Source organism: Bacillus cereus group sp. Bc031 (assembly GCF_027716265.1).
Lineage (GTDB): Bacteria > Bacillota > Bacilli > Bacillales > Bacillaceae_G > Bacillus_A > Bacillus_A paranthracis.
In genome coordinates this window covers 1-24024 of the sequence record NZ_JAQFUL010000064.1, presented here as the reverse complement: position 1 = coordinate 24024, position 24024 = coordinate 1, and the positions used below count along the sequence as shown (strand labels likewise).

Below are 24024 nucleotides of genomic sequence, written 5' to 3'. Positions count from 1 at the left end.
TCACTTTATACAAATAACTTTTGCACTGCTTTACTACAGCACCTTACAAAACTGTAAGCACACATAAAGAACAAACCATGCTAGACTTACATATGCATAACGCAAACATATGTAAGTTTTTAAGGAGAATCATCTATGTACAATACAATGCCTTTTATGGGAGAAGATATTCGTGTACTTATTCGCGAAAAATCACTTCATATCGAAAATACAGAGAGCCTTCGCCGCGTATTAAAAAAGAAGCATGCTCCATTTAAGTTAGCCCAATATTTAAAACAACAACATACAAATCAATTTCATACAGTGCTAAATATATCAGATAAATCATTATCAATCGAAATCATCGGTCATGTCTACATTGGAAACTTCGCAGATATCTTAAAAGAAATCCCACGTATACCGAAAATTGCTCCTATTATCGTTAAAAAAGCGTATAAAATTACCGACCATACCGATATTATCGACTGCGGGGAAAAAGAAGTTGATAGTAATCGCTGGGTGTGGGATAAACTTGCTATTTTATATGATACGATCATGAATAATATGTATGAGGTATTTGAAAGAAATGAAAAAAAGAACTGATTCAAATATTCCCTTTGAATCAGTTCTTTTTTGTTAAGCCTCTAAATTTTGTCTTGCTTGCAGTTCAAACTGCTTTTCACTTCTTCTAGCCATAAATAAATAGCATAGTACCGCACCAATTTCACAAAGAGCTATTACAACACCCATCGGTAATGCGGTATTACTTCCACCAATACCTACTAGCGGTGCAACAAGCGCTCCTGAAATGAACTGTAATAAGCCTAATAAAGCTGATGCTGTTCCTGCAGCTTGTTTTTGATTTCTCATCGCTAATGAGAACCCAGTTGTTGAGACAACCCCAACACTTGATACGACAAGGAATAACGAGCATAAAACACCAATTAACCCTATTCCTAATAAGATTGTTAGTAGTAAAGATAAACCACCAACAGCTGCAATAACAATACCAGAGACAAATAATGTCTTCTCATTCACTTTCCCTGCTAAACGACCCGTAACCTGACTCGCAATAATAATACCGATACCGTTGATTGCAAAGAATAAACTAAATTGCTGTGGTGATGCTCCGTATATGTTCTGCAACACAAATGGTGATCCCGAAATGTATGCAAACATTGCCGCCGTTACTAATCCTTGTGACAATGCATATCCTATAAACAAACGGTCCTTTAACAATTTTCCGTACGTCGCTAACGTCCCTGACAAACCGCCTGTTTCTCTTTCTTCAGGAGGTAATGTTTCACGTAATACGAAAGTAGCTGATATTAACATAAATACATTTATTGCTCCGAGAACGATAAAGACACCGCGCCACGTTGTAAACTGTAATAATTGTCCCCCAATAATCGGTGCCAAAATAGGTGCTGCTCCGTTTACTAACATAAGCAGTGAGAAGAATTTCGTCATTTCAGAACCTGAATACATGTCACGTACCATTGCACGTGATATAACAATACCGGCTGATCCTGAAGCTCCTTGTAGAAAGCGTAATAACACTAAAGTCCAAATAGATGGCGCAACAGCACAAAGTAAAGAAGAAGCAACATAAATAATAAGAGCAATAATAAGAGGTTTGCGTCTTCCGTAAATATCACTAATTGAGCCAACAAATAATTGTCCTACTGAAAGCCCAAGCAAACAAGCTGTTAATGTAAGCTGTGCTAGAGATGCACCTGTTTGCAAGTCATCCGTTAATTTCGGTAACGAAGGCAAATACATATCAATAGATAATGGTCCAATCGCCGTAAGTGTTCCTAATACAAGAATCATCCATAACCTGTTCATCTTTACAGGCTTATATATTTCCTGATTAACTTCATTCACTTTTTTCGTTCACCCTTTCCTATACACACTAAATCGTAACAATTATAGTTACAACATAAACATACGTCAAGTATAGCGCATTTTCCTGTTTAATTTTGTAAAAAAAGCGATAGAATCTCTATCGCTTTACTTGTTCAAATTACTATTTGTAAATTTAGATACGGAAGACATCGCCTCTCCTGTATCTAAATATGTGATTTGAATTGGATCTCCCACTTCTGTAAACATAGCATATGGGAACTTTTTCGCAGGTATCATAAACACTTTTTGTTCGTTCTCCAACAGTACATAAACAATTGTATTTTCACCTGATTTTTCTTTATATACACGTTGTACAACGCCCTCTTTTTGCGCCTCTTTTCCATTTGAAGTCGGTCTAAATGAATCTCCGCTTCCACTCAGCGCATTTTTATAATTCTCAAGCGCTTCTTTTTGCGTCGAACCTGTTGCAAATATTTTCGCATTAGAAGCATAGATAACCGTATGGGCACGCACTAACCCTCCATCATCAATAACAGGTACAATCCAAGAAGGTTTACCGTACACGTTATAAATAACCGGCATCGTTCCATGCCATTTCTCTCTCTTAAAGGAATTATCCACGACTTCCGAAGCAGCCGAACCATCCATAATTCCCTTTACTTCTTTTCCGTTATAGTAATACAACTTACCTGTACGCGCATCGATAAGTGAATAACCTAGTGCAGAATCTACTCCCTCTTTCGGAGAGGTGAAATCAGTAAAGTAATATAACGTTCCATCCTTACCGAAGATTGGTGTAACTCCTTCTTTCGTTCCCCACTCAGTCGGAATCTTCATGTCCGTTTGCGAGAATTTTGTATTCCAAAATCCGTGAATGTACTTACCGAAATACGTATTTAATGTAGATGCGGTCTCGTGATTTAATACGCCATCAACAAATTTAGGTGCCTTTCCTTTATCGTATCTTTTCACTTCACCTGTTTGTGCGTCTACTACTACAACGCCCTCTACCTCAAATCCAGATCTTCCTGAAATAAATTCACCGTACGTCATTGTATAATACGGTTTCCCTTTATCATCCACTTCAAATTTAGGTTTTCCTTTAAAGATTAAATTTGGTTCTGCTTTCCTTACCACACGCTCTAAATTATTTCCGAAAAACATGCTTGGCACGTATTTCATTTTATAACCAAGGTGCAGCTTTGCTTCTGCATCAGGATTCGTACCTGACATCGTGACGTACCCTGGAATTGTCTCAGCTTTACGTGCTTTAAAAAATCCTGAAACTTCAATCGGTGCTACATATAAAGCCTCGCCATTTACCATTTGTGGCGTTAATTCTCCTAGCTCAAAATAAGCTACTTTCGGAATATCCCCAAATACTTTTTTCATCTTATTCTCCGCTGTCTTTGGCGGCACTGTAAATGGCTGATCATTTTCAGTAAATGGCTCTGAAATATCTTTCTCTACCTTTACAACAGAATCATATTTCTTTTGCGAGATTACTATATCGTGCAAATAACCAAAGTAGCCGTAACTTGCAAGTAAAACAAACATTAGAAGTCCTTTTAACGTGCCTTCTAATTTACCTATTTGATCTTGGGAAAATAAAACAAGCCCAATTAAAATCGCTACTGCAACAGAATAATGAGTAAGAATTGAATCTGCTCGATCATCAATTAGCCAAAAATATTCATAGATTGCAATACCTATCCAAAATAAAACTGGAATAACTAAAATAGATGATTTCTTACCCTTTACAACCTTCTCATCCCCTTTCTTATCCACTGCTCGAAGTTTACTACCGCTTCTTCTTGTCCATGGAATCAAAAACAAAGTGAGAATAGCTAAAATTAAAAATTTCATCAAAGGCAATGTCCCCTTTTCTTTTGTCTTCCCCTTTAGTATAACAAATAAAGGTTATTCAGGTAAAAATGGGAATTATTATATTTTTTTACTACTTAGTACAACTCCGCTCACTACATATAAGATAGATGCAATATAAAAAATCGTGCCGATCGTAAAGAAATCTACTAAATATCCTGTTGCAATAATTGCTACTGCTCCTCCAATCGATGTCCACACATGATATTTTCCAATCTCATAACCAGCATTTTCTTGTACAACTTTTCGTGCTAACGAAGTCTTCTCCGTATTACGCTGCACAGCCCCTAAAATACCCATTAAAATTTGAAGAATGTATACATGCCATACTTCTGTTGCAATAGGAAAACAAAGCATTAATATTGCCATAGACCAGGCGTATATAATTAGTAACTTTCTATCACCTACTCTATCAGATATTCTTCCAACTAACGGATATACTAGAGCTGAAGTTAAGGCAAATAAGCCATATGCCCAGCCAAACTGTGAGAAGTTATTTCCAACATTCCGAAGCAATAGAATGTAAAAAGGAAATACCATACTTCCTGCCATCATAATGATGCTTTGTGAAGCTACAAATCTTCTATATGTCATTTCGTATACTCCCTATAAAATAAATTCACAAATCTCTCTTTTGGATCCGCTTCTTTTTTCTTCTGAAGAAATTCTTCTATACGAGGATATGCTCTCTTTAACTGCTCTTTCGTTGGATAAGAATAATACGGTAAATAATAACTACCGTTATGCTTTAACGTAACATCAATCATCTTCTGAATAACATCCTCTGTTTTCTTTATCTCATTTTCAGAACGCCCTTGATTAATTAAAAGAACCAGTGCAAACATATCACCTTTCGCATAGGATAAAACTGCATTTTCATTCTTTTCCACGTAACGAATCGTAATATTGAGCAAATTAAACTCTTCTTCATTTAATACGTTACGTAAATTATCTATGTATTCCGTGAAAGAATCTATAGGCACAAAATATTCTTGTAACACCTCTGTCCTATTCGGATTTTCATATTCCATAAAGGCACTATCTGACCTCATAACATTATTTCGCGTCTCATACTTTCCATCTGTACGTTCGAAATAACTTCTTTGTATATCCCAAAACGTATTCTTTCCCCAATCACTATAGCGTGATAATCCAAGTAAAAATTTCGGCGCTGCTATAATAGTTTCTTCTTTTAGTTCACTATACTCTTCCCTCATATTTTGATTTTGTGCCAATGTATAATCTGTCACATACATTTCTCTTAAGAATGAATTTGGAGCAACAGAAATACGAGCTAAGTGCATACGAACATTAGCATCTTTTTTCACTTTTTCTTTGAAATAAGACGTGTATTCTTTATAATCTAGCATTTTCGTATGCGTTTCATATAATTCATCATTTGTTAACTTTAAAGTCACATCTAAAATGACACCAAATAACCCATAACCGCCAATGACGTAAGGAAATAAATCCGCATTCTCTTCTCTACTTACATTACGTACAGTGCCATCTGCCATTAGTAATCGAAATGATTCGACTGTATCAATCAATGCCTCATGACGAATATCACGACCATGTACATTTACACTTAATGAACCACCAACCGTAAAAATATTTTGCGATTGCATCACCTGAACAGCAAGACCATATGGATTTATTTTCTTCTGAATATCATTCCACGTGACACCACTTTGAACTGTAATGCGCTTCTTCTCTGGATCAAATTCTAATATTTTATTATACCCTTTCAAATCAAGCATCGTACCATGTGGATAATACGTCTGCCCGCCCTGACTATGTTGCATACCAGCAATAGAAATCTTCTCTCCAGAAACATTCGCATCTTGCACTAATTTTATTAACGATTGCTCATCAGTAGCACTTTCAACACGTTTTATTTTTGTCGGAAGCAATTTACCTACATCACTCATAATAGGATGATCGAGTTGTTTTTTATATGTATGTACAGATGTTGCAAACAAAACAGTATATGCTACAATGACCACCGCTATCTTTCCTTTTTTCAAATGACACTCTCCTCTTCTACATCTTTGCCTCTTTATATTGTACCTATTTTCCTATGAAGAAAGAATACAAAAAAGAGGGACCTTATTTTAGGTCCCTCCTCATCAAAACTGTTACTTTGCTGCTGGCAATTGTATTGGGTCAAACTTTTCATACGACGTATATTTTGCGTTCGTAATAATGTGTGCTTTATCCTTTCCATTACTACTCATAATCATGTCTATCTTTGCTGATTCATATTTAAAATCTTTTGTAATGATATATTCTGCATCCACTTCTTCTATCTTCGCATTTTGTGCTTGTAACATTTTCTTCTGCGTTTCATCCATGCTAGTTAACATACTTTCTGTTTCTTGCCCTTTTAATGTAAATTTCAGTTTATATTTATCTCCGCTTTTCTCCAGCTTCATTTTATCTAAAACTACTTCCGGTACTTCTAATTTATCTATAATATCTTGGGTCGCTTTCATTCCACCAGCGTTTAATTGCTCCTCTGGTACGGTTATAACTTCTCCTGTATTAGGGTTTTTTACCTCACCAGCAACTTTACCATCCACAGTATACACTACAACATCTGTACCGGAAATATTCATTTCAGAACGAGAATTCTTTGTCTTTGGCTCTAATTGCATCTTAGCCTTTAATATATCCATCTCTGTTCCCTCAGCTTTTACCCCTACACCATATGTCATCGTTACATGTTCTTCATTTTTAAAAGCTTCATTCGTTTTCTTGAAAACATCTTTCGCCGTTAATTCCTTTTCTTTTTGAACGGATTCTTTTTTCGGCTCATCCGTCTTTGCTGTTTTCTCATTACTACATCCTACCCCTAGACTGATTGCAAGCACTAAACTTGAAATAAAAATAATTTTTTTCATAATTCCGCCCCCCTTTCCCAAAATAATATCATCTCTTTTCCTATGAATCTATATAAATTTCAATCTATATTCGCTATATAGCGACATGTTTAATGAAGAGTTTAAATATGATGTAAATAACGACAACTCATTTCAGGAGGTCATTATGAAGGCGATCATTTGCACACAGTATGGACCACCTAACGTTCTTCAGCTTCAAAATATAGAGAAACCTATACCTAAAAAGAACGAAGTATTAGTCAAGATTCACGCAACGAGTGTAACGACTGGAGATTGTAGAATACGTGGGTTTAATAGCCCTCTCTTATTTTGGATTCCTATGCGAATCATATTAGGTTTTAGAAAACCGAGAAAGCCTATACTCGGTGTAGAGTTATCCGGCGAAATCGAAGAAATAGGAACAGATGTAACTCAATTTAAAAAAGGAGATCAAATTTTTGCATTAACAGAGCTTAATGTCGGTGGTTATGCAGAATATACATGTGTACATGAAAGTGGATTAGTAGCATTAAAACCTACCAATGTAACGTATGAGGAAGCAGCAGTTATTCCCTTTGGCGCAACTTCGGCACTACACTTCCTAAGAAAGGCCCGTATAAAAAGGGGGCAACAAGTACTAATATATGGCGCATCTGGATCAGTAGGAACAGCTGCCGTACAACTTGCTAAATATTTCGGCGCAACCGTTACAGCTGTTTGTAGTCATTCAAATTTTGAACTCGTGCAATCTTTAGGGGCCGACAAAGTAATCGATTATACGAAAGAAGATTTTACTAAGCAGGGGGAATACTATGATGTTATATTTGATGCAGTTGGAAAATATAAAAAATCCCTTTGTAAACAAGTATTAACACCTAATGGAATATATGTATCTGTTAATGGAATGATGGCAAAGGTAAGTAAAGAAGATATGTTTCTACTAAAAAAACTAACTGAAACAGAAAATTTAAAGCCTGTTATTGATAGAACTTACCGATTAGAAGAAATTGCTGAAGCTCATATATATGTAGAAAAAGGGCATAAAAAGGGGAACGTTTCGATTACCTTAAAATAAAATATATTCAGAAAATAACGTTGACAATTCTTTTTGTAAGATTTACTATTAGTACCATATTAAAAAAACTACATACACATACTCTTATCAAGAGTGGCGGAGGGACTGGCCCGATGATGCCCGGCAACCGAGCTTATAACGTATAAGCTAAGGTGCTAATTCCTGCAAAACGAGTTCTCGTTTTGGAAGATAAGAGAGGAATCTATTTTGTCTATTCGGCACCTCTCTTATTTTTGAGAGGTGCTTTTATTTTGGAACGTATATTTAAGGGGGAATTATAGATGAAGAAAGTACTATTAAGCATTGTAAGTGGGGCTGTATTATTATTAAGCGCATGTAGCGGGAGTTCAGATAAAGAAGTAAAAGCGTTAGATGAGAAAAAGATTACTGTCGGTGTAACAGGAGGGCCACATGAACAAATTTTTGAAAAGGTAAAAGAAGTAGCAGCGAAAGACGGTCTCGAAATTGATATAAAAGTATTTAATGATTATGTAGCACCGAACGTATCCCTCGATGAAAAAAGCCTTGATGTAAATAGCTATCAAACAAAATCATATTTAGACGTATTTAAAGCTGAACGTAATATGAAACTAACTGAAGTATTTTCAACAGTAACATTCCCTATGGGCGTATATTCAAAAAGCTTAAAGGATGTAAAAGAATTAAAAGAGGGCGATGCAATTGCTGTACCAAATGATCCAACGAATGAACTTCGAGCTTTAAAACTATTTGAAAAAGCAGGGGTTTTAAAAGTGGATCCAAAAGCGACAGAAAAAGCGACTGCAAAAGATGTAATTGAAAATCCAAAAAATTTAAAGATCGTTGAATTAGAGGCATCTCAATTACCAACACAACTAAGTGAAGTGAAAGCAGCTGCCATTAATACAAACTTTGCATTAGGCGCAAAATTAAGCCCTGCGAAAGATTCTATCTTCCGCGAAGGAAAAGATTCACCATATGTGAACTGGGTCGTTGTTCGTACTGAAAATAAAGATGATGCTGTTTTAAATAAATTAAAGAAAGCTTATCAATCTAAAGAAGTAAAAGAATTTATCGATAAAAAATTTGATGGTTCTGTTTTACCGTCTTGGTAGGAGCTGACGATAATGATTGAATTAAAAAATGTATCCAAAGTATTTACAACAAAAAAGGAGAATGTGGAAGCTCTTAAGTCTACTTCCCTCCAAGTAAAAAAGGGCGAAGTATTTGGAATCATTGGATATAGCGGCGCTGGCAAAAGTACATTAATTCGCTGTGTAAATTTATTAGAAAAACCAACAACAGGAAATATTATTGTAAACGAGCAAGATTTAACAACACTGTCTACAAAAGAACTAGCAAAAGCGAGACAAAAAATCGGGATGATTTTTCAAGGGTTCAATTTACTTAAAACCGTTACCGTCTATGAAAATATCGCACTACCTTTACGCCTTGCTGGCATTCCAAAAGTAGAAATTGAAAAAAGGGTAGAAAAGTATTTACGTATTGTCGATCTCTTTAATCGAAAAGACGCCTATCCAAGTGAACTTTCTGGTGGCCAGAAACAACGTGTAGCCATCGCGCGTGCACTATCACATGAACCGGAAGTGTTATTAAGTGATGAAGCAACGAGCGCTTTAGATCCAGAAACAACTGATTCTATTCTTGACCTATTATTAAAGATTAATGAGGAAATCGGGATTACAATTTTATTAATTACACATGAAATGAATGTCATCCAGCGTATATGCGACCGAGTTGCTGTTATGGAACATGGAGCAGTAGTTGAAAGCGGGACTGTGAAAGATATTTTTACAAACCCACAACATGTAACAACGAAGAAATTTGTAAATAGCGCATTTGCAGCGAAAATTCCAGAAGAGGTACAAAAAGAACTTCAAACTACTGGTGAAATTGTAACTCTTTCTTTTATAGGAAATTCTTCAGGAGAACCAGCATTAGCTGTCGCTACAAAACGATTCCAAGTATATCCGAATATTTTATCCGGTAATATTACTCAATTAAAACATGAAGCATACGGGAAACTTATCATCCATATGCAAGGGGAACAAAATGAAATCAACCGTGCTTTATCATTTTTACAAGAACAGGGAATCATCGTAGAAGGAGGTAGAACAGACCATGGAAAACAAGTCCTTTTTGGATGAATGGGGTAAAGTTATATGGGAGGCGACCATACAAACTTTTCAAATGACATCTATTTCATTACTCATCTCGATCCTTATTGCACTGCCACTTGGTGTCACACTTGTTTTAACGAGACCTGGTGGACAGCGAGAAAACAAAATCATTTATCCAATTCTTAATACAATTATTAATATCATTCGCTCTCTTCCATTTATCATCCTATTATTCTTCATTCTACCTTTTACAAAATTTCTAATGGGAACATCCATTGGTGTACAAGGTGTTATCGTACCGCTTGTCGTCTTCACTGCTCCCTATATCGCAAGATTGATGGAGACCGCATTATTAGAAGTCGATCGTGGTGTGATTGAAGCTTACCAAGCGATGGGCGTTTCTACTATAAAAATTATTTGGCACGTCATGGTGAAAGAAGCTCGTCCCTCCCTTGTACTTGGATTAACAATTGCAACGATTGGCTTAATCGGCGCAACAGCAATGGCTGGTCTTGTAGGCGCTGGTGGGCTAGGGGATTTAGCATATCGATTCGGACATTTACGCTATGAACCTGAAGTAATGTATGCAACTGTCTTTATTTTAATTATCCTCGTTCAAGGATTACAGTCTTTAGGGAATGGTATTGCGCGAAGATTGAAGAAAGATTAAAAAAGAAGGTATCTCACCAGGGTGAGATACCTTCTTTTTACCTTTTGAATCCACCTTCTGAATGAATAACTTGTCCAGTAATCCATTCCGCTTCTTCACTTACTAAAAACTTAATAAGTCTTGCTGCATCCTTTGGTTCACCAATTCTACCAAATGGAAACATCGGTTTTAATCCTCGCTTTATCTCTTCAGTCATCCAGCCTGTATCAGTTGGACCTGGGTTAATTGCATTCACTGTTATTCCTAAATGAGCTACCTCGGCTGACAACGAACTAGTAAGAGCATCAATAGCCCCCTTCGTTGTTGCATACGCTAGTTCTCCAACCATAGGCCCTTGAAATTGTCCCGAAGTCATATTCACAATTCTACCACCAGATTTCTTATCAAACCCTCGGGCAAATTGACTACTTAATAATGTAGTCGCACGAATATTGACCATGTAGTGCTTATCTAATTCTTCAGCAGTCAAATTAGAGAAATCATTATTCGTAGAATACGCTGCATTATTAATTAATATATGAGGGTAGCCTAGTTGTTCAGTAACTTTATTTATAAGCTCTTTCGGTGCATCATTCTGAGTTAAATCTAACTCCATACTCGATACTTTCACACCGTTTTTTAGTAACTCTTCTTGTAATTGTATTTGTTCACTTTGATCAACGCCCCAAGGCATCTCTTTATCATACTCTGTCCAATACGTAAAAAATATATCGTATCCTGCTTCAGCTAATTCTTTACAAATTGCTGCGCCTATACCATCTAAACGACTTACACCTGTAACAACTGCTACTTTATGTTTTAATTGATTCATCATATACTCCTCCAATTTTAAAGGACGCATATTTTATATAAGAGATATGAATTTCCCCACATACGTATCTATCCTTACAAAGGGGATGCACAAGCCAAATATGCAGTCCTTGCATGATTTACAGATAGCTAAATACCCCCTCACTTATGAGAGAAAAATTCATCTATCTAATTTCGAATCATTACAAGTTCATCCACATATTGAGTCCTTGTCTCCTTTCCATATATCTCTAAATTTCATTTTAACATTAAAGATTTAATATTTCAAAAAACGAAATAATTACTCCTATTCATGAAGTATCATGTACTATAAACCGTAGTTAATAACAAATTTGCATTTAAGTGTATACATTTACTATTACCTATTCGTTGTATAAGTGTAGGGAGGAAAAATGATGGGAAAAGAAAATATATTAACCTCCTATCTTATCAATTTAGGAGAGGAAGTGTTCAAACTATTATTAGCGAAAGGGGCTATAAAAGAAGATGCGGAAGACATCATCCAAAATACCTTCTATAAAGTATACACATTGCTAGATAGCTTAACCGACGATAACATACGTCCATGGTTTTTCAGAGTCGCATTAAATGAATACATTGACTTAAAGAGAAAAAAAGAGCAACAGAACATCTATTTAACTGAAGAGATTTATTCAAAATTACAATATACAGACCGGGAATTGGATACTGTTTTAAATAAATATGAGATTTTCTATCTATTAAAAGATATAAAACTAGAATACAAAGAAGCCTTCTTTTTAAAGTATTATTATGATTTTACATATGAAGAAATCGCACTAATACTAGATATTCGAGTAAACAGCGTCAAACAAAAGTTACATCGCGCACGTAAAACAATTCATTCTACAGTAGGAGGAAAACCTTAATGGATACTTCTTTAAAAGATGCATTAAAAAAAGCTAAAAGGAAACAGTTACTTAAAATCATCATTACTTCTATTCTCGTTGTCATCATACTTATCCCTATCATTTATAAAGTGGGTAATTACTTCGCAGCGAAAGGCTCTATGAGGCTTCACGAACAACTCTTTTTATATAATTCAATTGCAGAACCGAATGTACAAATTGATTCTCAAGTAACGAGTAGCTCCTCTATGTTTGGCGGCAATATTACATCAAATCGTTCTAAAAATATTAATGGTTACGTAGTGAAATGGAATACACTGACAAGCCCTTACGATTGGTTTCGCTCTAACATCGATTACAATGAGGTAATACCAGCAACTCATTGGGGGAGGTCTAATACAGAGTCTTATAATTACGATAAACAAACGAAAAATAAAGTTGCCACATTTTATAATCCAGCTATCAAGGAATATTACGATGGAGTCAAAAATGAATTAAGTGCAGTTTCCAAAATGGAAAACTATGTTGCGGAAGTCGCTATCTCTTTCGATCAACCTTATACATTAAAAGAAATTCAAACAAAAATACCAGACAACTTAAATATCGTATGGCTATATATGGTCTCACCTATTAGAGATGAAAGCGGAGGTCCTGCCGGTATGCCAGTTTATGGATTTGAGCCAGGAACCCCTCTCGAAGAATCGTACAAAGGGTTCTTTGATTCCCTTAAACAATATAATGATAGGTATGACAAGGACATTCAAAAGTTTTTAAAATCAAATGAAAACAAACCATTTGATCAAGTGAAGATTTTAGGTGTTATGCTAACAGGAAAAACAGAAAACTTTAAGGCATTAGAAAACCAAAACTTTATTCGTGGTGCTTCTGTAGGGGTTACTGCACAAATTGTTCCTTATATAAAACCAGAGAAATAATAAGGAACACCCAGATGAACTTAAAGAACACACATAAACCTGTTTACTACGGGAGCTATCCGCTACAATAGATAGCTCCCATCTCTCATTTATTGCTTAATTTTCAAAAATAAACTTCATAATATTTTAGGTGCAATTTTATAAATAAAAAATCATATATTTGTTCACATTATATCTATTGTGAATTTTTTCACAATAGATATATAATAAACTTGTAAATACAATATTGGAGGGATTTCAATGGTTATCAATTTTTTAAGAACTGATAAACGTGCTGCTTTCATATTATTATTATTTTTACGACTTTACATAGGATATACATGGCTCGCTGCTGGAATCGGCAAAGTCTTTGGACAATCTTTTGATGCAAGTGGTTTTCTAAAGGGCGCTATTGCTCAAGCATCAGGTGACCACCCTGCCGTACAAAGTTGGTGGGCAGATTTCCTTCAACACTTTGTTCTTCCAAATGCAGACCTATTTAGCTTTTTAGTTCAATGGGGAGAAATTTTAGTAGGTCTAGGTTTAATTTTAGGCGGATTAACAAAAACAGCTGCATTTTTCGGAATCATAATGAATCTTGCATTTTTATTAAGCGGAACTGTTAGTGTAAACCCAAACCTGCTTATTTTAACTATGTTCATTTTAGTTGCAGGACAGAATGCTGGACGCATTGGATTAGATGGCTATGTTTTCCCAAAACTTTTCCGTAAAAACAACCACGGAACATATAAATTAAGTAAAACTGCGTAGTAACGGTTTACTCTTAAAATATAAATAAGAAAAAGAGCCTGCGTATAGGCTCTTTTTTATTTACTCCAAATTTAAACTCTTAACGAGCCACGAAAACCTCTGGCAGCATAATAAGAGTCTGCTCCATTGTGGTACACAAAAACATGTCCGAAGCGATAATCGCAAAATAGAGCTCCACCAATCTCTCTAATATCTGAAGGTGTTTGTACCCAACTTGATGATTTCATATCAAAATCTCCAAGTTGTTGTAACTCTCGATATTGTTCTTCAGTTAATAGTTCAATACCCATAGCGGCTGCCACATCAATAACGTTATTTTCTGGTTTATGCTTCTTTCTTGATTCTAACGCTTCAAGATCATAACAAAGGCTTCTACGACCTTTAGGACTCTCCTTTGAACAATCATAGAAAGTATACTCGTCCTTCTCTTTGTCATATCCAACAACATCCGGCTCACCGCCTGTTACTTCCATTTCATTAAGTGACCATAATTTTTCAGCATTAGCTTCTATCTTCGCTTCAACTTTAGCCCATTCAAGACCTTCATGGCGGGTCATGTTTTTCTCAAAACGAGCTTGTAATACTTTTATTAGTTCTTCACGTTGTTCTACAGATAACTCATTTTTATTCGCTGTCATATTCGTCCTCCGAATTACGTTTCTTTATACTCACTTAAATCTCTTCAATAATAGTTTAGTTTACAACAAATTATATAATTTGTTGAATCTCTTTTTCAACAATCTGACCCGATTACCCAACGGAAAATCCCTGCGCGGATATCTATTATATAGTTCTAAAATCTTTCATACTTTCCCCAAGTATATAGTGTGAAAACCACATCAAGTTCTGCTTCATAATAGCTACATGAATTCCTGGCTGATCAGAACTATATGCCATTTCTTTAAATATAATTAGTTCTGTATCAACTTCCATATCTCTTAATCCTTCATATAACTCATATGCATTTGTAACTGGAATTCTTGCATCCTTTTCGCCATGTTGGATTAAGGTAGGTGTACAAGCTAATTTAATATACGTCATTGGTGATGTTTTCGTATATATATCTGGATCATTCCATGGAGTATTTCCTAAATGCATCCTAATGAAGTAAGGGATATCTGTATTTACGTAATGAGTACTCCAGTTCGTAATTCCGCCCCCAACTGAAATTGCCTTAAATCTGCTACTAAATGTAGCACAGAAAGCTGATATATATCCTCCGTTACTCCATCCCATAACTCCTACTCTATCTTTATCTACAATCCCTTTTTCAACTAGTTCATCCACTCCAGATATAACATCATCGTAATCAGCAAGCCCTTGTTTTCTGTAGTTCGCTTTTAAAAATTCATTGCCATAACCAGAACTTCCTCTATAGTTTGGCTCTAAAACGATAAAGCCTTTTTCAACAAACTGTTCAATCGGATATTTCTCATTGAAGCAGTCTGAAAATATCGGAAAAGATGCCCAAGCCGGACCTCCGTGAATTACTACTAATAAAGGATATTTTTTATTTGAGTCAAACTCTACTGGTCTTGATAAAACACCCTCTATTTTAAGACCATCACTACTTTGCCATGAGATGATTTCCCTGTTGCTTTTAAGCTTCCCTTCGAAAAAGCTATTTTCATTCGTTATTTTTTTATCGTCCAAATAGATTTCAAAGGTCTCATTTGTTATAGCTTTACTATAGGTTATATGATTTCCATCCTTTGTTATAGAAGCATCCATTATAAAACCATCTACGTTGTCACTTAATACTTCCATAGTGCCATCTTCAGCTAGTAATCCAATACGATAATTCGTTTTATCCTGCCATCTAATTAAAATCCCTTTAGCTGTCCACTGTAATGGCATAACCGTACTATCAAAGTTTGTTAAGGGCTGAAGTACCTCTCCAGTATTCATATCATATATCTCTAATGTACTCTCTTGTATATGGCTTCTATAATACTCCTTCTCTCTTATGCTTGCTGAGTAACATATTTTGTTGCCCTCAGGAGAAAAGCAAACGCTCCCGCCCAACAACCTATCTACATTCATCTTTTGTAGTTCCTCAGCTTCAACATCTAATATGTATAGATCACCATTCATATAATCGTTTAGGCTTGGTGTAGCCATACATACAACTTTTTTCCCATCATTTGAAATATCAAAGTCATGGATATAAAAATCCTTACCATCAGTTAATTGATAAACACCGTTAATCTCTCGTTCCTCTTTATCATTTTGTATCACTTTTTCTATTTCAACGTAGCATAAACAATTATTTTGATGTTCCTTACCTACATGTTGAAAATCTCCATATAGCTCCTTACGTTTCTTTATTTCCTCACATTCTTTTGACTGTGTAATATAATAAAAACCTTTACCGGTAGGATTCCATTTGAATATACTGATTCCTTCTTCCTCATTAGTAATTTGCACCCCACCATAACCATCTAATGACTTAACAAAGATTTGATTTTTCCCATTACCAACAGGGCTAAGGTATGCAATATCCCTAGAATTTGGAGACCATAACGGGCATGTACTATCTATATCCCCATTTGTTAATGGATAACTCTGCCCTTTACCTTTTTCATATATCCATGCATGATTTCTATATGTATTGTCTTTCCAGTTAGCTGTCCTCTTAACAAATGCTACATTTTTGCCATCATCGCTTATATTGGTACTTGATAAGGTTGGTAATAAAATAATCTCTTCTATACTTAAATATGTTTTTTCACTGCCTTTCATCAATATGCCCCCTTGTAATGTCCATAAATCTCTCGTCTTTTTTTGTCGTAATAAAGGAAATTGTTCACGAATACTTAAAATAGTAACGGAAAATTCAGATAAATAAAAGTGAATCCGATAAAGTAAAACTTTAATCTATAGAGTTCTATTCACTCAAATTAAAGATTATGTGGTTTTCATCTAAATGGGAAAAATAAACGCATTTTGATTCATACATTCGTTTAAAGTGAACTTCCATCAGTAAGAGTCTTATAGCCTACGAATTGTGGAATGAAAAATGGACTAAGAATTTAATCTTAGTCCATTTTTTATTTTATATCCATTTTGTATGGAATGTACCTTCTTTATCTACTCGTTTATACGTATGCGCTCCAAAATAATCGCGCTGCGCTTGCAACAAGTTTGCAGGTAGTTTGGCAGTACGATAGCTGTCATAATAAGAAATTGCTGCTGAAAATGCAGGTATCGGAATGCCCTGTTGTACCGCCATTGAGATAATTTGGCGTAATCCACCTTGATATGACTCTACAATTTCTTTAAAGTATGGATCAAGTAAAAGGTTCGGTAGGTCAGTGTTAGTCTCATAAGCCTCTTTAATGTTCTGTAAAAAGGCAGCACGGATAATACACCCGCCTCTCCAAAGCATAGAAATGCTGCCAAAATCAAGGTTCCAATCATATTCCTCAGAAGCTGCCTTCAATTGCGTGAATCCTTGTGCATAAGAACAAATTTTACTCATATATAAAGCTTGGCGCACCGCTTCAATTAATTCGGCTTTTTCAACTCCAATTGCCGTTTTATCTTTAGGTCCAGATAAAACTTTGCTTGCGTTCACACGCTCTTCTTTTAAAGCAGAAATGCAACGTGCAAATACAGATTCCGTGATAATAGGCAGAGAGATACCTAAATCAAGTGCGCTTTGACTTGTCCATTTCCCTGTACCCTTTTGTCCTGCAGTATCAAGAATAACATCCACTAATGGCTTACCAGTTTCTTCATCTTTCTTCTTGAAAATATCGGCTGTAATCTCAATTAGATAGCTGTTCAGTTCACCTTTATTCCATTCAGCAAATATTTCATGGAACTCTTCTGCAGTCAAATCTAGTGTTTGTTTCAAGAAGAAATATGCTTCACAAATTAATTGCATATCTCCATACTCAATACCATTGTGAACCATCTTTACATAGTGTCCTGCCCCATTAGGTCCGATATAAGAACAGCAAGGCTCGTTATTCACTTTTGCAGAGATGTTTTCAAGCATATCCTTTACTTTTTCGTATGCATCCTTCTGTCCGCCTGGCATAATAGATGGTCCCTTCAATGCACCCTCTTCGCCGCCTGACACACCTGCCCCGATGAAATTGATTCCTTCTTCGGCAAGACGTTTGTTTCGGCGAATTGTATCGACAAAGTATGTATTACCACCGTCAATTAAAATATCACCTTTATCGAGGTGAGGGACTAGAGAATCAATCGCTTTATCTGTAATTTCCCCCGCATTAACCATTAATAAAATCTTTCTAGGTGATTCAAGTGAGTTAACAAACTCTTCAACTATATGAGTACCAACTAAGTTTTTACCACGGTTTTCCTCAATGGTTTCATCAACTTTTTCCTTTGAAATATCATATAGGGCAACAGAATACCCTTTGCTCTCAAAGTTAAGTGCGAGGCTTTTTCCCATAACGCCCACACCAACAACTCCAATTTGTAACTTTTCCATATTCTATCGTTCCTTTCCATGTATGTTACTCTGTATTATAGTATATATACCTAAAATAACACTTTAATCAAATAATCCAACTTTTTCATTTCAATAGGCTCTGCCAGTATTCGTGCAAAAGGTTAAAGGGACACGGCACATCACTATCAAGTTAAAAAATAAAGAGAAATTTTCATCCTTATTAATCAATCATGAAAAATAACTGGTTAATTATGAAAAATCACATTAAACAGCTTCCGTATCCCTTTTACTGTTTAGAAAGATCTATACAAATAAACTTAATAATAAAGTAAACCCTAATCCGGCTACAGAAACGATAGTCTCAAGTAAAGTCCATGTTGCAAATGTTTCTTTCATGCTTAAACCAAAGTACTCTTTGAACATCCAGAAACCAGCATCGTTCACGTGTGAAGCAATTAAACTACCAGCCCCTGTTGCAAGGACAACTAAAGCAAGGTTAACATCAGATTGGCCTAACATCGGAATCACTAAACCGACAGTTGTTAATGCAGCAACCGTAGCAGATCCCAATGAAATACGTAAGATGGCAGCGATAATCCATGCGAGCAAGATCGGTGATAAGGAAGTTCCTTTGAATAATTCGGCTACATAGTTACCAACGCCGCCATCAATTAATACTTGTTTGAAAGCGCCGCCTCCACCAATAATTAAGAGCATCATCCCAATATTCGAGATCGCTGTTGTACAAGATTCCATCACGTTTTTGATTGGAATATTTCTTGCCAATCCCATTGTATAGATCGCAACTAGTAAGGATATCAACATGGCAGTATCCGCATTCCCAATAAACTCGATCGTTGCTAGTAAACTATTATCTTTGAATCCCATTGTTTTTTGCAACAAAGTAATAATTGTAGCGACTGCCATTAAAAGAACAGGCAGTAAAGCGGTAAAAACACTGATTCCAAAACCAGGAGTTTCTTCAAGTTTAAATACTTTCTGATCACCCAATGATTGTATATTACCGGTTTTTGTGAACGCCTCAGGTACTAGTTTTTTTGCAAGTTTAGTAAATACAGGTCCAGCTAACACAACCGTTGGAACCGCTATCATAAAACCATAAAGTAATACTTCACCGATGTTTGCATGCAATTCACCAGCGATAGCAGTTGGTCCTGGGTGTGGTGGTAAAAATCCGTGTGTTACAGATAAAGCAGCTGCCATCGAAATACCGAGATATAAGATAGAAACTTTTAATTCTCTTGAAATTGCAAATACAATCGGAATTAATAATACTAATCCTACTTCAAAAAATAATGCAATCCCGATAATAAATGAGGCAGTCACAACAGCCCATTGAATGTTCTTTTCACCAAATTTTTTCACAAGGGTCATGGCAATGCGTTGTGCACCCCCAGAATCTGAAAGCAACTTACCTAACATCGCACCAAGTCCAAAAACGAGTGCTAAGTGCCCAAGTGTTCCGCCTAATCCCGCTTCAATGGTTTTAAAAATCTTTTCTGGTGGCATTCCAAGTGCTAAAGCAACCCCGACTGATACAATGATTAATGAAATAAAGGTGTTTAATTTAAAGCGCATAATCAGTAAAAGTAATGCTAAAATCCCAATTGCTACAATGACTAATGGCATCGTAGTTCCCCCCTAATCTTAGCTGTATTTGTATTTATCCCGCTATTCGTGGGCAGTAAGGCCCCCACCTCGTGTTTTAGATAGAAGCGAGGCGTGGGGGATTACTGATGAAAATTTTACTTTATTAAATTTCTTTGATAATTTGCAATGCGTGTATAATCGTCTTCTAGTGCCCTTGATAGGTTAATAAATATAGGCAGTAATTGTCTGTATTCTTTTGTTGCTTCTTCTTTCGGTGTATGTTTGTAGGTACTACCAACCATTTCGGAAACGATTTCAAAAGAATCAATTTTTCCTGTGGCATAGAGACCTAATATACATGCGCCTAGACAAGAGCTTTCGTAGCTCTTTGGAACAACGACTTCAGATGCAAAAATATCGGACATCATCTGTCGCCAAACGTCAGACCTTGCGAAACCGCCTGTTGCTTGAATACGAGTTACAGGACCATCCATACATTCTGTTAATGCTAAAAATACAGTGTATAAATTATATATAACACCTTCTAAAGCTGCACGAATCATATGTTCCTTCTTATGTGACATCGTTAAACCGAAGAAGGAGCCACGTACATCTGGATTCCATAATGGTGCACGTTCCCCTGCGAGGTACGGATGGAATAATAATCCGTCTGCACCAGGTCTCACGCGTTCTGCTATTTTAGTTAATACATCGTATGGATCAATTCCTAGTCTTTTCGCAGTTTCTACTTCTGATGAAGCAAGTTCATCACGAATCCAGCGAAGGACCATCCCTCCATTGTTTACTGGTCCACCAATTACCCAATGCTTTTCTGTTAAGGCATAACAAAATATTCTTCCTTTTGTATCTGTTTGTGGTTTATCAATGATGGTCCGAATAGCACCACTTGTTCCAATTGTGACAGCAATCTCCCCTTTCCGAATTGCATTCACACCTAGATTAGAAAGCACCCCATCACTAGCACCAATGACAAACGATGTTTGGGAATCGATACCAATCTTTTGGGCTAAATCTGGATTGCAGTTGCTGAATATTTTGGTGGTTGGTACGAGTTTAGATAATTGAGCTGATGTTATACCAGCAATTTTTAAAGCTTCCTCATCCCAATCTAGCGTTTTTAAGTTCATCATACCCATGCACGAGGCGATGGAATGATCAACAACATATTGATCAAAGAATTTTTTGAAGATATATTCTTTAATTCCAATATATTTTTTCGTTCTAATCGCAATTTCCGGATGGGCATTCACAATCCATGTAATTTTACTTAATGGTGACATTGGGTGAATAGGTGTTCCTGTTCGTCTATAAACTGCATGGCCATTCAATTCATCTTTGATTTTATGTGCCCATGCCTCACTACGATTATCTGCCCAAGTGATACAAGGTGTCAGCGGCTGATCATTTTCATCCATAGCAATGACACTATGCATAGCACTGCTAAATGAAATAAACGATGGTTTTTTATCTGAATGCTGTTTCGTTATATTTGATATCGCTTGGAAAACAGCTTGGAAAATCTCTTCTGGATCTTGTTCCGCTGTGGATATATCCGGTGTGCGAAGTGGATAACCAATATTCTCGGTTTGAATGACTTCGCCTTTTTCAGTAAATAAAACTGCTTTCGTACTTGTTGTACCGATATCTATACCTAACATATAGCTACTCATGTCCTTGCTCAACTCCTTTAGATAACATTTGTTGTGACATCCAGAGGTCTTCGACTTTCCCTTGAACATCATCAAAGTTTTGATGTAAGGCCTTAATCATGAGGGCTCGATCTTTTGATTCGATTGCTTTTATATAAAGCTCATGATTTTTAATAATCCGTTCAAAATCTTCGTACTTTTCCTTGAAACGAGTACGCATTGATAAAAGGATTAAGCTTTCCATAACGGGCTTTAAATTATTCCAAATCATCAGGATGTAGGAATGCTCAATGGTTCGAATAATCGTTTCATGGAATAAGAGATCTTGATAAGAAAATTCATCAGAATCATGATACTTAATGGCGATTTTCATCATTTCCATTATTTTATTTAGTTCTCTTACTAAATCATTTGTGTCCATCTTTCCAAGTCGCTCAAAGATAAACGTTTCTATAAGTAAACGAACATCATATATTTCTTCAATTTCTTTCTCGGTTAAACCAATGACAACTGCGCCCATTCTTTCTAAGCGAATAATATTTTCAGAAGCTAGTAATTTTAATGCTTCACGAACGGGTGACCGACTTACAGAAAAATCGGCAGCTATTTTATTTTCTGACAGGATGGTACCGCTTTCAATCGCACCTGCAATAATGCGCATTCTCAATTCGCTCGCAACACGATCACCTGTAGAAGCTTTTGAAAGCCATTTTTCAGGATAAAGAAATTCCATTGATTTCGTCATAAATCCACCTCGTGTTAATCAAGTATACTTGTATACAAGTATTATAACTCGGATTTTTAATTATGCAAGCGCTTTTATTGTTCGCGTTGGCTCTATTAGAGGAAAGCACATAATTATTAAGCTAACAAATCAAATCACCCCAAAACTATTATTGTTGATAAAGAAGATTTAGGAAATGGAAAACTAAACAAGTGGTATGAAAGACAAATAATTATAGAATCTATGTAAAAAGAAGCAGCTACCTTTAAATTGAGAGGTAGCTACTTTTTTAGTTGTTCATATTCTGCTGATGCTTTGAAATTAATTTAGACATATAGACAAAACCCTAAATTACGTATTGTCTTGTAACTCCATGAATATCTATTCGCGCTATTGTGTTTATACACTGCTCATTGATAGTTTCCCGATTAATTCTCAATAACATCATGTAACCTCTCAGCAAACTCTTTATGATGCACTGTGTTATAACCCACATGATGTCCTGGAAACTCTGCGAATTCTGTTCCGAGGTGTTCTGCTAAGTTGAATGCGCAATGATAAGGAAAAGTTTCTCTTGAAATACTTCCACCAGCTGGACGTACCTGTATCGATGCAGGTTTTAATAGGGACTTTAATGCATCGATATTTAAAGTATAGCTGAGAATTCCCGGGATTTCATACTCAGTGAAATACATCGAATTGCCAAGTAGTCGCTCTGTTAGCATATCCTTCGATGGTTCGGAATTACTATCATCAATATTTGACAATAACTTCATGACCTCACTTTGATGATTCCCTTTAAGGTCTTCCATGAAATTTATAGCCTGCTTCAACTCATTTTCAGATAAAAGTTGTAATAAAACCGGTTCGTGTGGAATTAGTAACTGTACCTGCTCAGGATGACGTATGCACAAATCAAGTCCGATAACAGCACCAGAACTACTTCCGAATACATAAGCCGGTTCTTTGGTCAGATTAGCTAGCAACCGATGAGCATCTTCGCTATGCGTGTGCACATGGTAATCCTCATTTTTATTGACGAGATTGCTACGGGAATGACCACGACGATCGTAAGTAACAACGGTATACCATTTAGCAAGATGGTCGGCGACATTATGGAACTTGTCGGCATCACCACCCCCACCATGAATCAAAAGAAGAATTGGACCCGAGCCACGCACCTCATAATAGATGCTTGCTCCAATTACTTGCAATGTTCCGTTTTTTACTATACTCATTTGTACATTCTTCCTTTCTTTTGTCATCTCCCTTAACATTACATGATTGGTGAATGATATAAAATGCAGGAAATAACTAAGAAACAAATTCACCATAAGAAAAAGCAATGTGTAGCTTTAAAATAAAGTTTGATTAAAAATACTGTGTTAAACCGTATTCTATGATGAATAAAAAGAAACCATTTTGAAAGAGTCTAATCAAAATGGTTTCTTATCCAACAGGTTTATGTTTATGTTTTATAAAAAGGTTTGATCATAGCTTATTTACAATTCTTTGATTAAAGAGATAAAGCATCGCACCTTTTTTATAAACGTCTTAACTTTATTTCAAAACTACAATATATGTTGGTTTGGAATAAAGTTTAATCAAAATAGTGCTACAAATGTTGATTTTATAATAGAAGAAAAACTCGCATTTTGAAAAAAGTTTGATCAAAATGTCAACAACGATTCAAATTTCCCCAATTTCAACGAAATGAAATTCCCCATTATGAACGGCTAAATCGTTGTTTGGG

The 24024-nt window shown here is 35.8% G+C and carries 21 protein-coding genes and 1 riboswitch; of the genes, 8 read left to right on the top strand and 13 right to left on the bottom strand.

All coding sequences use genetic code 11. The annotated features are described in order from the left end of the window. Positions 1 to 135 precede the first annotated feature (135 nt). Positions 136 to 582, top strand: coding sequence for a hypothetical protein (locus PDQ33_RS21050; RefSeq protein ID WP_270756518.1), 447 nt, complete (start codon positions 136 to 138; stop codon positions 580 to 582). Between the two features lie 33 nt (positions 583 to 615). On the opposite strand, the gene PDQ33_RS21045 is transcribed toward PDQ33_RS21050, so the two are convergent. From PDQ33_RS21045 to PDQ33_RS21025, 5 genes are all read right to left on the bottom strand, one after another. Beyond that, positions 616 to 1827 carry a multidrug effflux MFS transporter gene (locus PDQ33_RS21045; protein ID WP_270756523.1) on the bottom strand — a complete coding sequence of 404 codons (1212 nt, stop codon included), beginning with the start codon at positions 1825 to 1827 and terminating at the stop codon, positions 616 to 618. 165 nt (positions 1828 to 1992) lie between these two features. Further along, on the bottom strand, positions 1993 to 3714 hold the full coding sequence (locus PDQ33_RS21040) for a DUF3981 domain-containing protein (protein WP_000670259.1): 1722 nt from the start codon (positions 3712 to 3714) through the stop codon (positions 1993 to 1995). A gap of 78 nt (positions 3715 to 3792) precedes the next feature. Further along, the gene (locus PDQ33_RS21035) at positions 3793 to 4326 is read right to left on the bottom strand and encodes an MFS transporter (protein ID WP_270756519.1); all 534 of its coding nucleotides are present in this window, start codon (positions 4324 to 4326) and stop codon (positions 3793 to 3795) included. Then, positions 4323 to 5759 (bottom strand): FAD-binding oxidoreductase, encoded by a 1437-nt coding sequence (locus tag PDQ33_RS21030; RefSeq protein ID WP_061130850.1) that lies wholly within the window; start codon positions 5757 to 5759, stop codon positions 4323 to 4325. Before PDQ33_RS21030 ends, PDQ33_RS21035 begins: the two co-directional genes overlap by 4 nt. Before the next feature lie 111 nt (positions 5760 to 5870). Continuing rightward, complete coding sequence (locus PDQ33_RS21025; protein ID WP_000720045.1) at positions 5871 to 6635, bottom strand: DUF6612 family protein; 765 nt, start codon at positions 6633 to 6635, stop codon at positions 5871 to 5873. 145 nt (positions 6636 to 6780) lie between these two features. Between PDQ33_RS21025 and PDQ33_RS21020 the strand changes: the two genes are divergently transcribed. The 4 genes from PDQ33_RS21020 (at position 6781) to PDQ33_RS21005 (ending at position 10479) form a co-directional block, all read left to right on the top strand. Further along, positions 6781 to 7689 (top strand): NAD(P)-dependent alcohol dehydrogenase, encoded by a 909-nt coding sequence (locus PDQ33_RS21020; protein ID WP_000643888.1) that lies wholly within the window; start codon positions 6781 to 6783, stop codon positions 7687 to 7689. An 81-nt stretch (positions 7690 to 7770) separates the two neighbouring features. Beyond that, a riboswitch (SAM riboswitch) is annotated at positions 7771 to 7885 on the top strand. 85 nt (positions 7886 to 7970) lie between these two features. Beyond that, positions 7971 to 8783 carry a MetQ/NlpA family ABC transporter substrate-binding protein gene (locus tag PDQ33_RS21015; protein ID WP_000757002.1) on the top strand — a complete coding sequence of 271 codons (813 nt, stop codon included), beginning with the start codon at positions 7971 to 7973 and terminating at the stop codon, positions 8781 to 8783. 12 nt (positions 8784 to 8795) lie between these two features. Continuing rightward, the gene (locus PDQ33_RS21010) at positions 8796 to 9836 is read left to right on the top strand and encodes a methionine ABC transporter ATP-binding protein (protein ID WP_061130849.1); all 1041 of its coding nucleotides are present in this window, start codon (positions 8796 to 8798) and stop codon (positions 9834 to 9836) included. Continuing rightward, positions 9811 to 10479 carry a methionine ABC transporter permease gene (locus tag PDQ33_RS21005; protein ID WP_000428874.1) on the top strand — a complete coding sequence of 223 codons (669 nt, stop codon included), beginning with the start codon at positions 9811 to 9813 and terminating at the stop codon, positions 10477 to 10479. Before PDQ33_RS21010 ends, PDQ33_RS21005 begins: the two co-directional genes overlap by 26 nt. 37 nt (positions 10480 to 10516) lie before the next feature. On the opposite strand, the gene PDQ33_RS21000 is transcribed toward PDQ33_RS21005, so the two are convergent. Next, positions 10517 to 11293 (bottom strand): SDR family oxidoreductase, encoded by a 777-nt coding sequence (locus PDQ33_RS21000; protein ID WP_002170348.1) that lies wholly within the window; start codon positions 11291 to 11293, stop codon positions 10517 to 10519. A 391-nt stretch (positions 11294 to 11684) separates the two neighbouring features. Between PDQ33_RS21000 and PDQ33_RS20995 the strand changes: the two genes are divergently transcribed. The 3 genes from PDQ33_RS20995 to PDQ33_RS20985 all read left to right on the top strand — a co-directional run bounded on the left by PDQ33_RS20995 (position 11685) and on the right by PDQ33_RS20985 (position 13840). Beyond that, positions 11685 to 12176 (top strand): RNA polymerase sigma factor, encoded by a 492-nt coding sequence (locus PDQ33_RS20995; protein ID WP_270394472.1) that lies wholly within the window; start codon positions 11685 to 11687, stop codon positions 12174 to 12176. Further along, positions 12176 to 13090: a sigma factor regulator N-terminal domain-containing protein gene (locus PDQ33_RS20990; protein WP_061130847.1), complete on the top strand. Its 915-nt coding sequence runs from the start codon at positions 12176 to 12178 to the stop codon at positions 13088 to 13090. The genes PDQ33_RS20995 and PDQ33_RS20990 overlap by 1 nt, the downstream gene beginning before the upstream one ends. Positions 13091 to 13330: 240 nt before the next feature. Beyond that, a complete protein-coding gene (locus PDQ33_RS20985) occupies positions 13331 to 13840 on the top strand; it encodes a DoxX family membrane protein (protein WP_270756520.1) in 510 nt (169 codons plus the stop codon). A 71-nt stretch (positions 13841 to 13911) separates the two neighbouring features. On the opposite strand, the gene PDQ33_RS20980 is transcribed toward PDQ33_RS20985, so the two are convergent. The 7 genes from PDQ33_RS20980 to PDQ33_RS20950 form a co-directional block, all read right to left on the bottom strand. Further along, a complete protein-coding gene (locus tag PDQ33_RS20980; RefSeq protein ID WP_061130845.1) occupies positions 13912 to 14478 on the bottom strand; it encodes a DUF4256 domain-containing protein in 567 nt (188 codons plus the stop codon). A gap of 145 nt (positions 14479 to 14623) precedes the next feature. Next, positions 14624 to 16582 (bottom strand): S9 family peptidase, encoded by a 1959-nt coding sequence (locus tag PDQ33_RS20975; protein WP_270756521.1) that lies wholly within the window; start codon positions 16580 to 16582, stop codon positions 14624 to 14626. 313 nt (positions 16583 to 16895) lie between these two features. Then, a complete protein-coding gene (gene gndA, locus PDQ33_RS20970; protein ID WP_000413557.1) occupies positions 16896 to 18305 on the bottom strand; it encodes an NADP-dependent phosphogluconate dehydrogenase in 1410 nt (469 codons plus the stop codon). Positions 18306 to 18569: 264 nt separating this feature from the next. After that, entirely contained in the window at positions 18570 to 19916 is a 1347-nt protein-coding gene (gene gntP, locus PDQ33_RS20965; protein WP_001131721.1) for a gluconate permease GntP, read from the bottom strand. Positions 19917 to 20032: 116 nt separating this feature from the next. Beyond that, positions 20033 to 21568 (bottom strand): gluconokinase, encoded by a 1536-nt coding sequence (gene gntK / locus PDQ33_RS20960; RefSeq protein ID WP_061130843.1) that lies wholly within the window; start codon positions 21566 to 21568, stop codon positions 20033 to 20035. Beyond that, positions 21561 to 22292, bottom strand: coding sequence for a gluconate operon transcriptional repressor GntR (gene gntR, locus PDQ33_RS20955; protein ID WP_000167471.1), 732 nt, complete (start codon positions 22290 to 22292; stop codon positions 21561 to 21563). Before gntR ends, gntK begins: the two co-directional genes overlap by 8 nt. Before the next feature lie 407 nt (positions 22293 to 22699). Next, the gene (locus PDQ33_RS20950; RefSeq protein ID WP_061130842.1) at positions 22700 to 23509 is read right to left on the bottom strand and encodes an alpha/beta fold hydrolase; all 810 of its coding nucleotides are present in this window, start codon (positions 23507 to 23509) and stop codon (positions 22700 to 22702) included. Positions 23510 to 24024 lie beyond the last annotated feature (515 nt).

Coding starts and splice junctions, on each gene's coding strand:
- PDQ33_RS21040 (WP_000670259.1), bottom strand. CDS start 3,714: ATGAAATTTTTAATTTTAGCTATTCTCACTTTGTTTTTGATTCCATGG.
- gntK (WP_061130843.1), bottom strand. CDS start 21,568: ATGAGTAGCTATATGTTAGGTATAGATATCGGTACAACAAGTACGAAA.
- PDQ33_RS20975 (WP_270756521.1), bottom strand. CDS start 16,582: ATGAAAGGCAGTGAAAAAACATATTTAAGTATAGAAGAGATTATTTTA.
- PDQ33_RS20985 (WP_270756520.1), top strand. CDS start 13,331: ATGGTTATCAATTTTTTAAGAACTGATAAACGTGCTGCTTTCATATTA.
- PDQ33_RS21015 (WP_000757002.1), top strand. CDS start 7,971: ATGAAGAAAGTACTATTAAGCATTGTAAGTGGGGCTGTATTATTATTA.
- PDQ33_RS20995 (WP_270394472.1), top strand. CDS start 11,685: ATGGGAAAAGAAAATATATTAACCTCCTATCTTATCAATTTAGGAGAG.
- PDQ33_RS21010 (WP_061130849.1), top strand. CDS start 8,796: ATGATTGAATTAAAAAATGTATCCAAAGTATTTACAACAAAAAAGGAG.
- PDQ33_RS20980 (WP_061130845.1), bottom strand. CDS start 14,478: ATGACAGCGAATAAAAATGAGTTATCTGTAGAACAACGTGAAGAACTA.
- PDQ33_RS20990 (WP_061130847.1), top strand. CDS start 12,176: ATGGATACTTCTTTAAAAGATGCATTAAAAAAAGCTAAAAGGAAACAG.
- PDQ33_RS21035 (WP_270756519.1), bottom strand. CDS start 4,326: ATGACATATAGAAGATTTGTAGCTTCACAAAGCATCATTATGATGGCA.
- PDQ33_RS21000 (WP_002170348.1), bottom strand. CDS start 11,293: ATGATGAATCAATTAAAACATAAAGTAGCAGTTGTTACAGGTGTAAGT.
- gntP (WP_001131721.1), bottom strand. CDS start 19,916: ATGCCATTAGTCATTGTAGCAATTGGGATTTTAGCATTACTTTTACTG.
- PDQ33_RS21045 (WP_270756523.1), bottom strand. CDS start 1,827: ATGAACAGGTTATGGATGATTCTTGTATTAGGAACACTTACGGCGATT.
- PDQ33_RS21025 (WP_000720045.1), bottom strand. CDS start 6,635: ATGAAAAAAATTATTTTTATTTCAAGTTTAGTGCTTGCAATCAGTCTA.
- gndA (WP_000413557.1), bottom strand. CDS start 18,305: ATGGAAAAGTTACAAATTGGAGTTGTTGGTGTGGGCGTTATGGGAAAA.
- gntR (WP_000167471.1), bottom strand. CDS start 22,292: ATGACGAAATCAATGGAATTTCTTTATCCTGAAAAATGGCTTTCAAAA.
- PDQ33_RS21005 (WP_000428874.1), top strand. CDS start 9,811: ATGGAAAACAAGTCCTTTTTGGATGAATGGGGTAAAGTTATATGGGAG.
- PDQ33_RS21020 (WP_000643888.1), top strand. CDS start 6,781: ATGAAGGCGATCATTTGCACACAGTATGGACCACCTAACGTTCTTCAG.
- PDQ33_RS20950 (WP_061130842.1), bottom strand. CDS start 23,509: ATGAGTATAGTAAAAAACGGAACATTGCAAGTAATTGGAGCAAGCATC.
- PDQ33_RS21050 (WP_270756518.1), top strand. CDS start 136: ATGTACAATACAATGCCTTTTATGGGAGAAGATATTCGTGTACTTATT.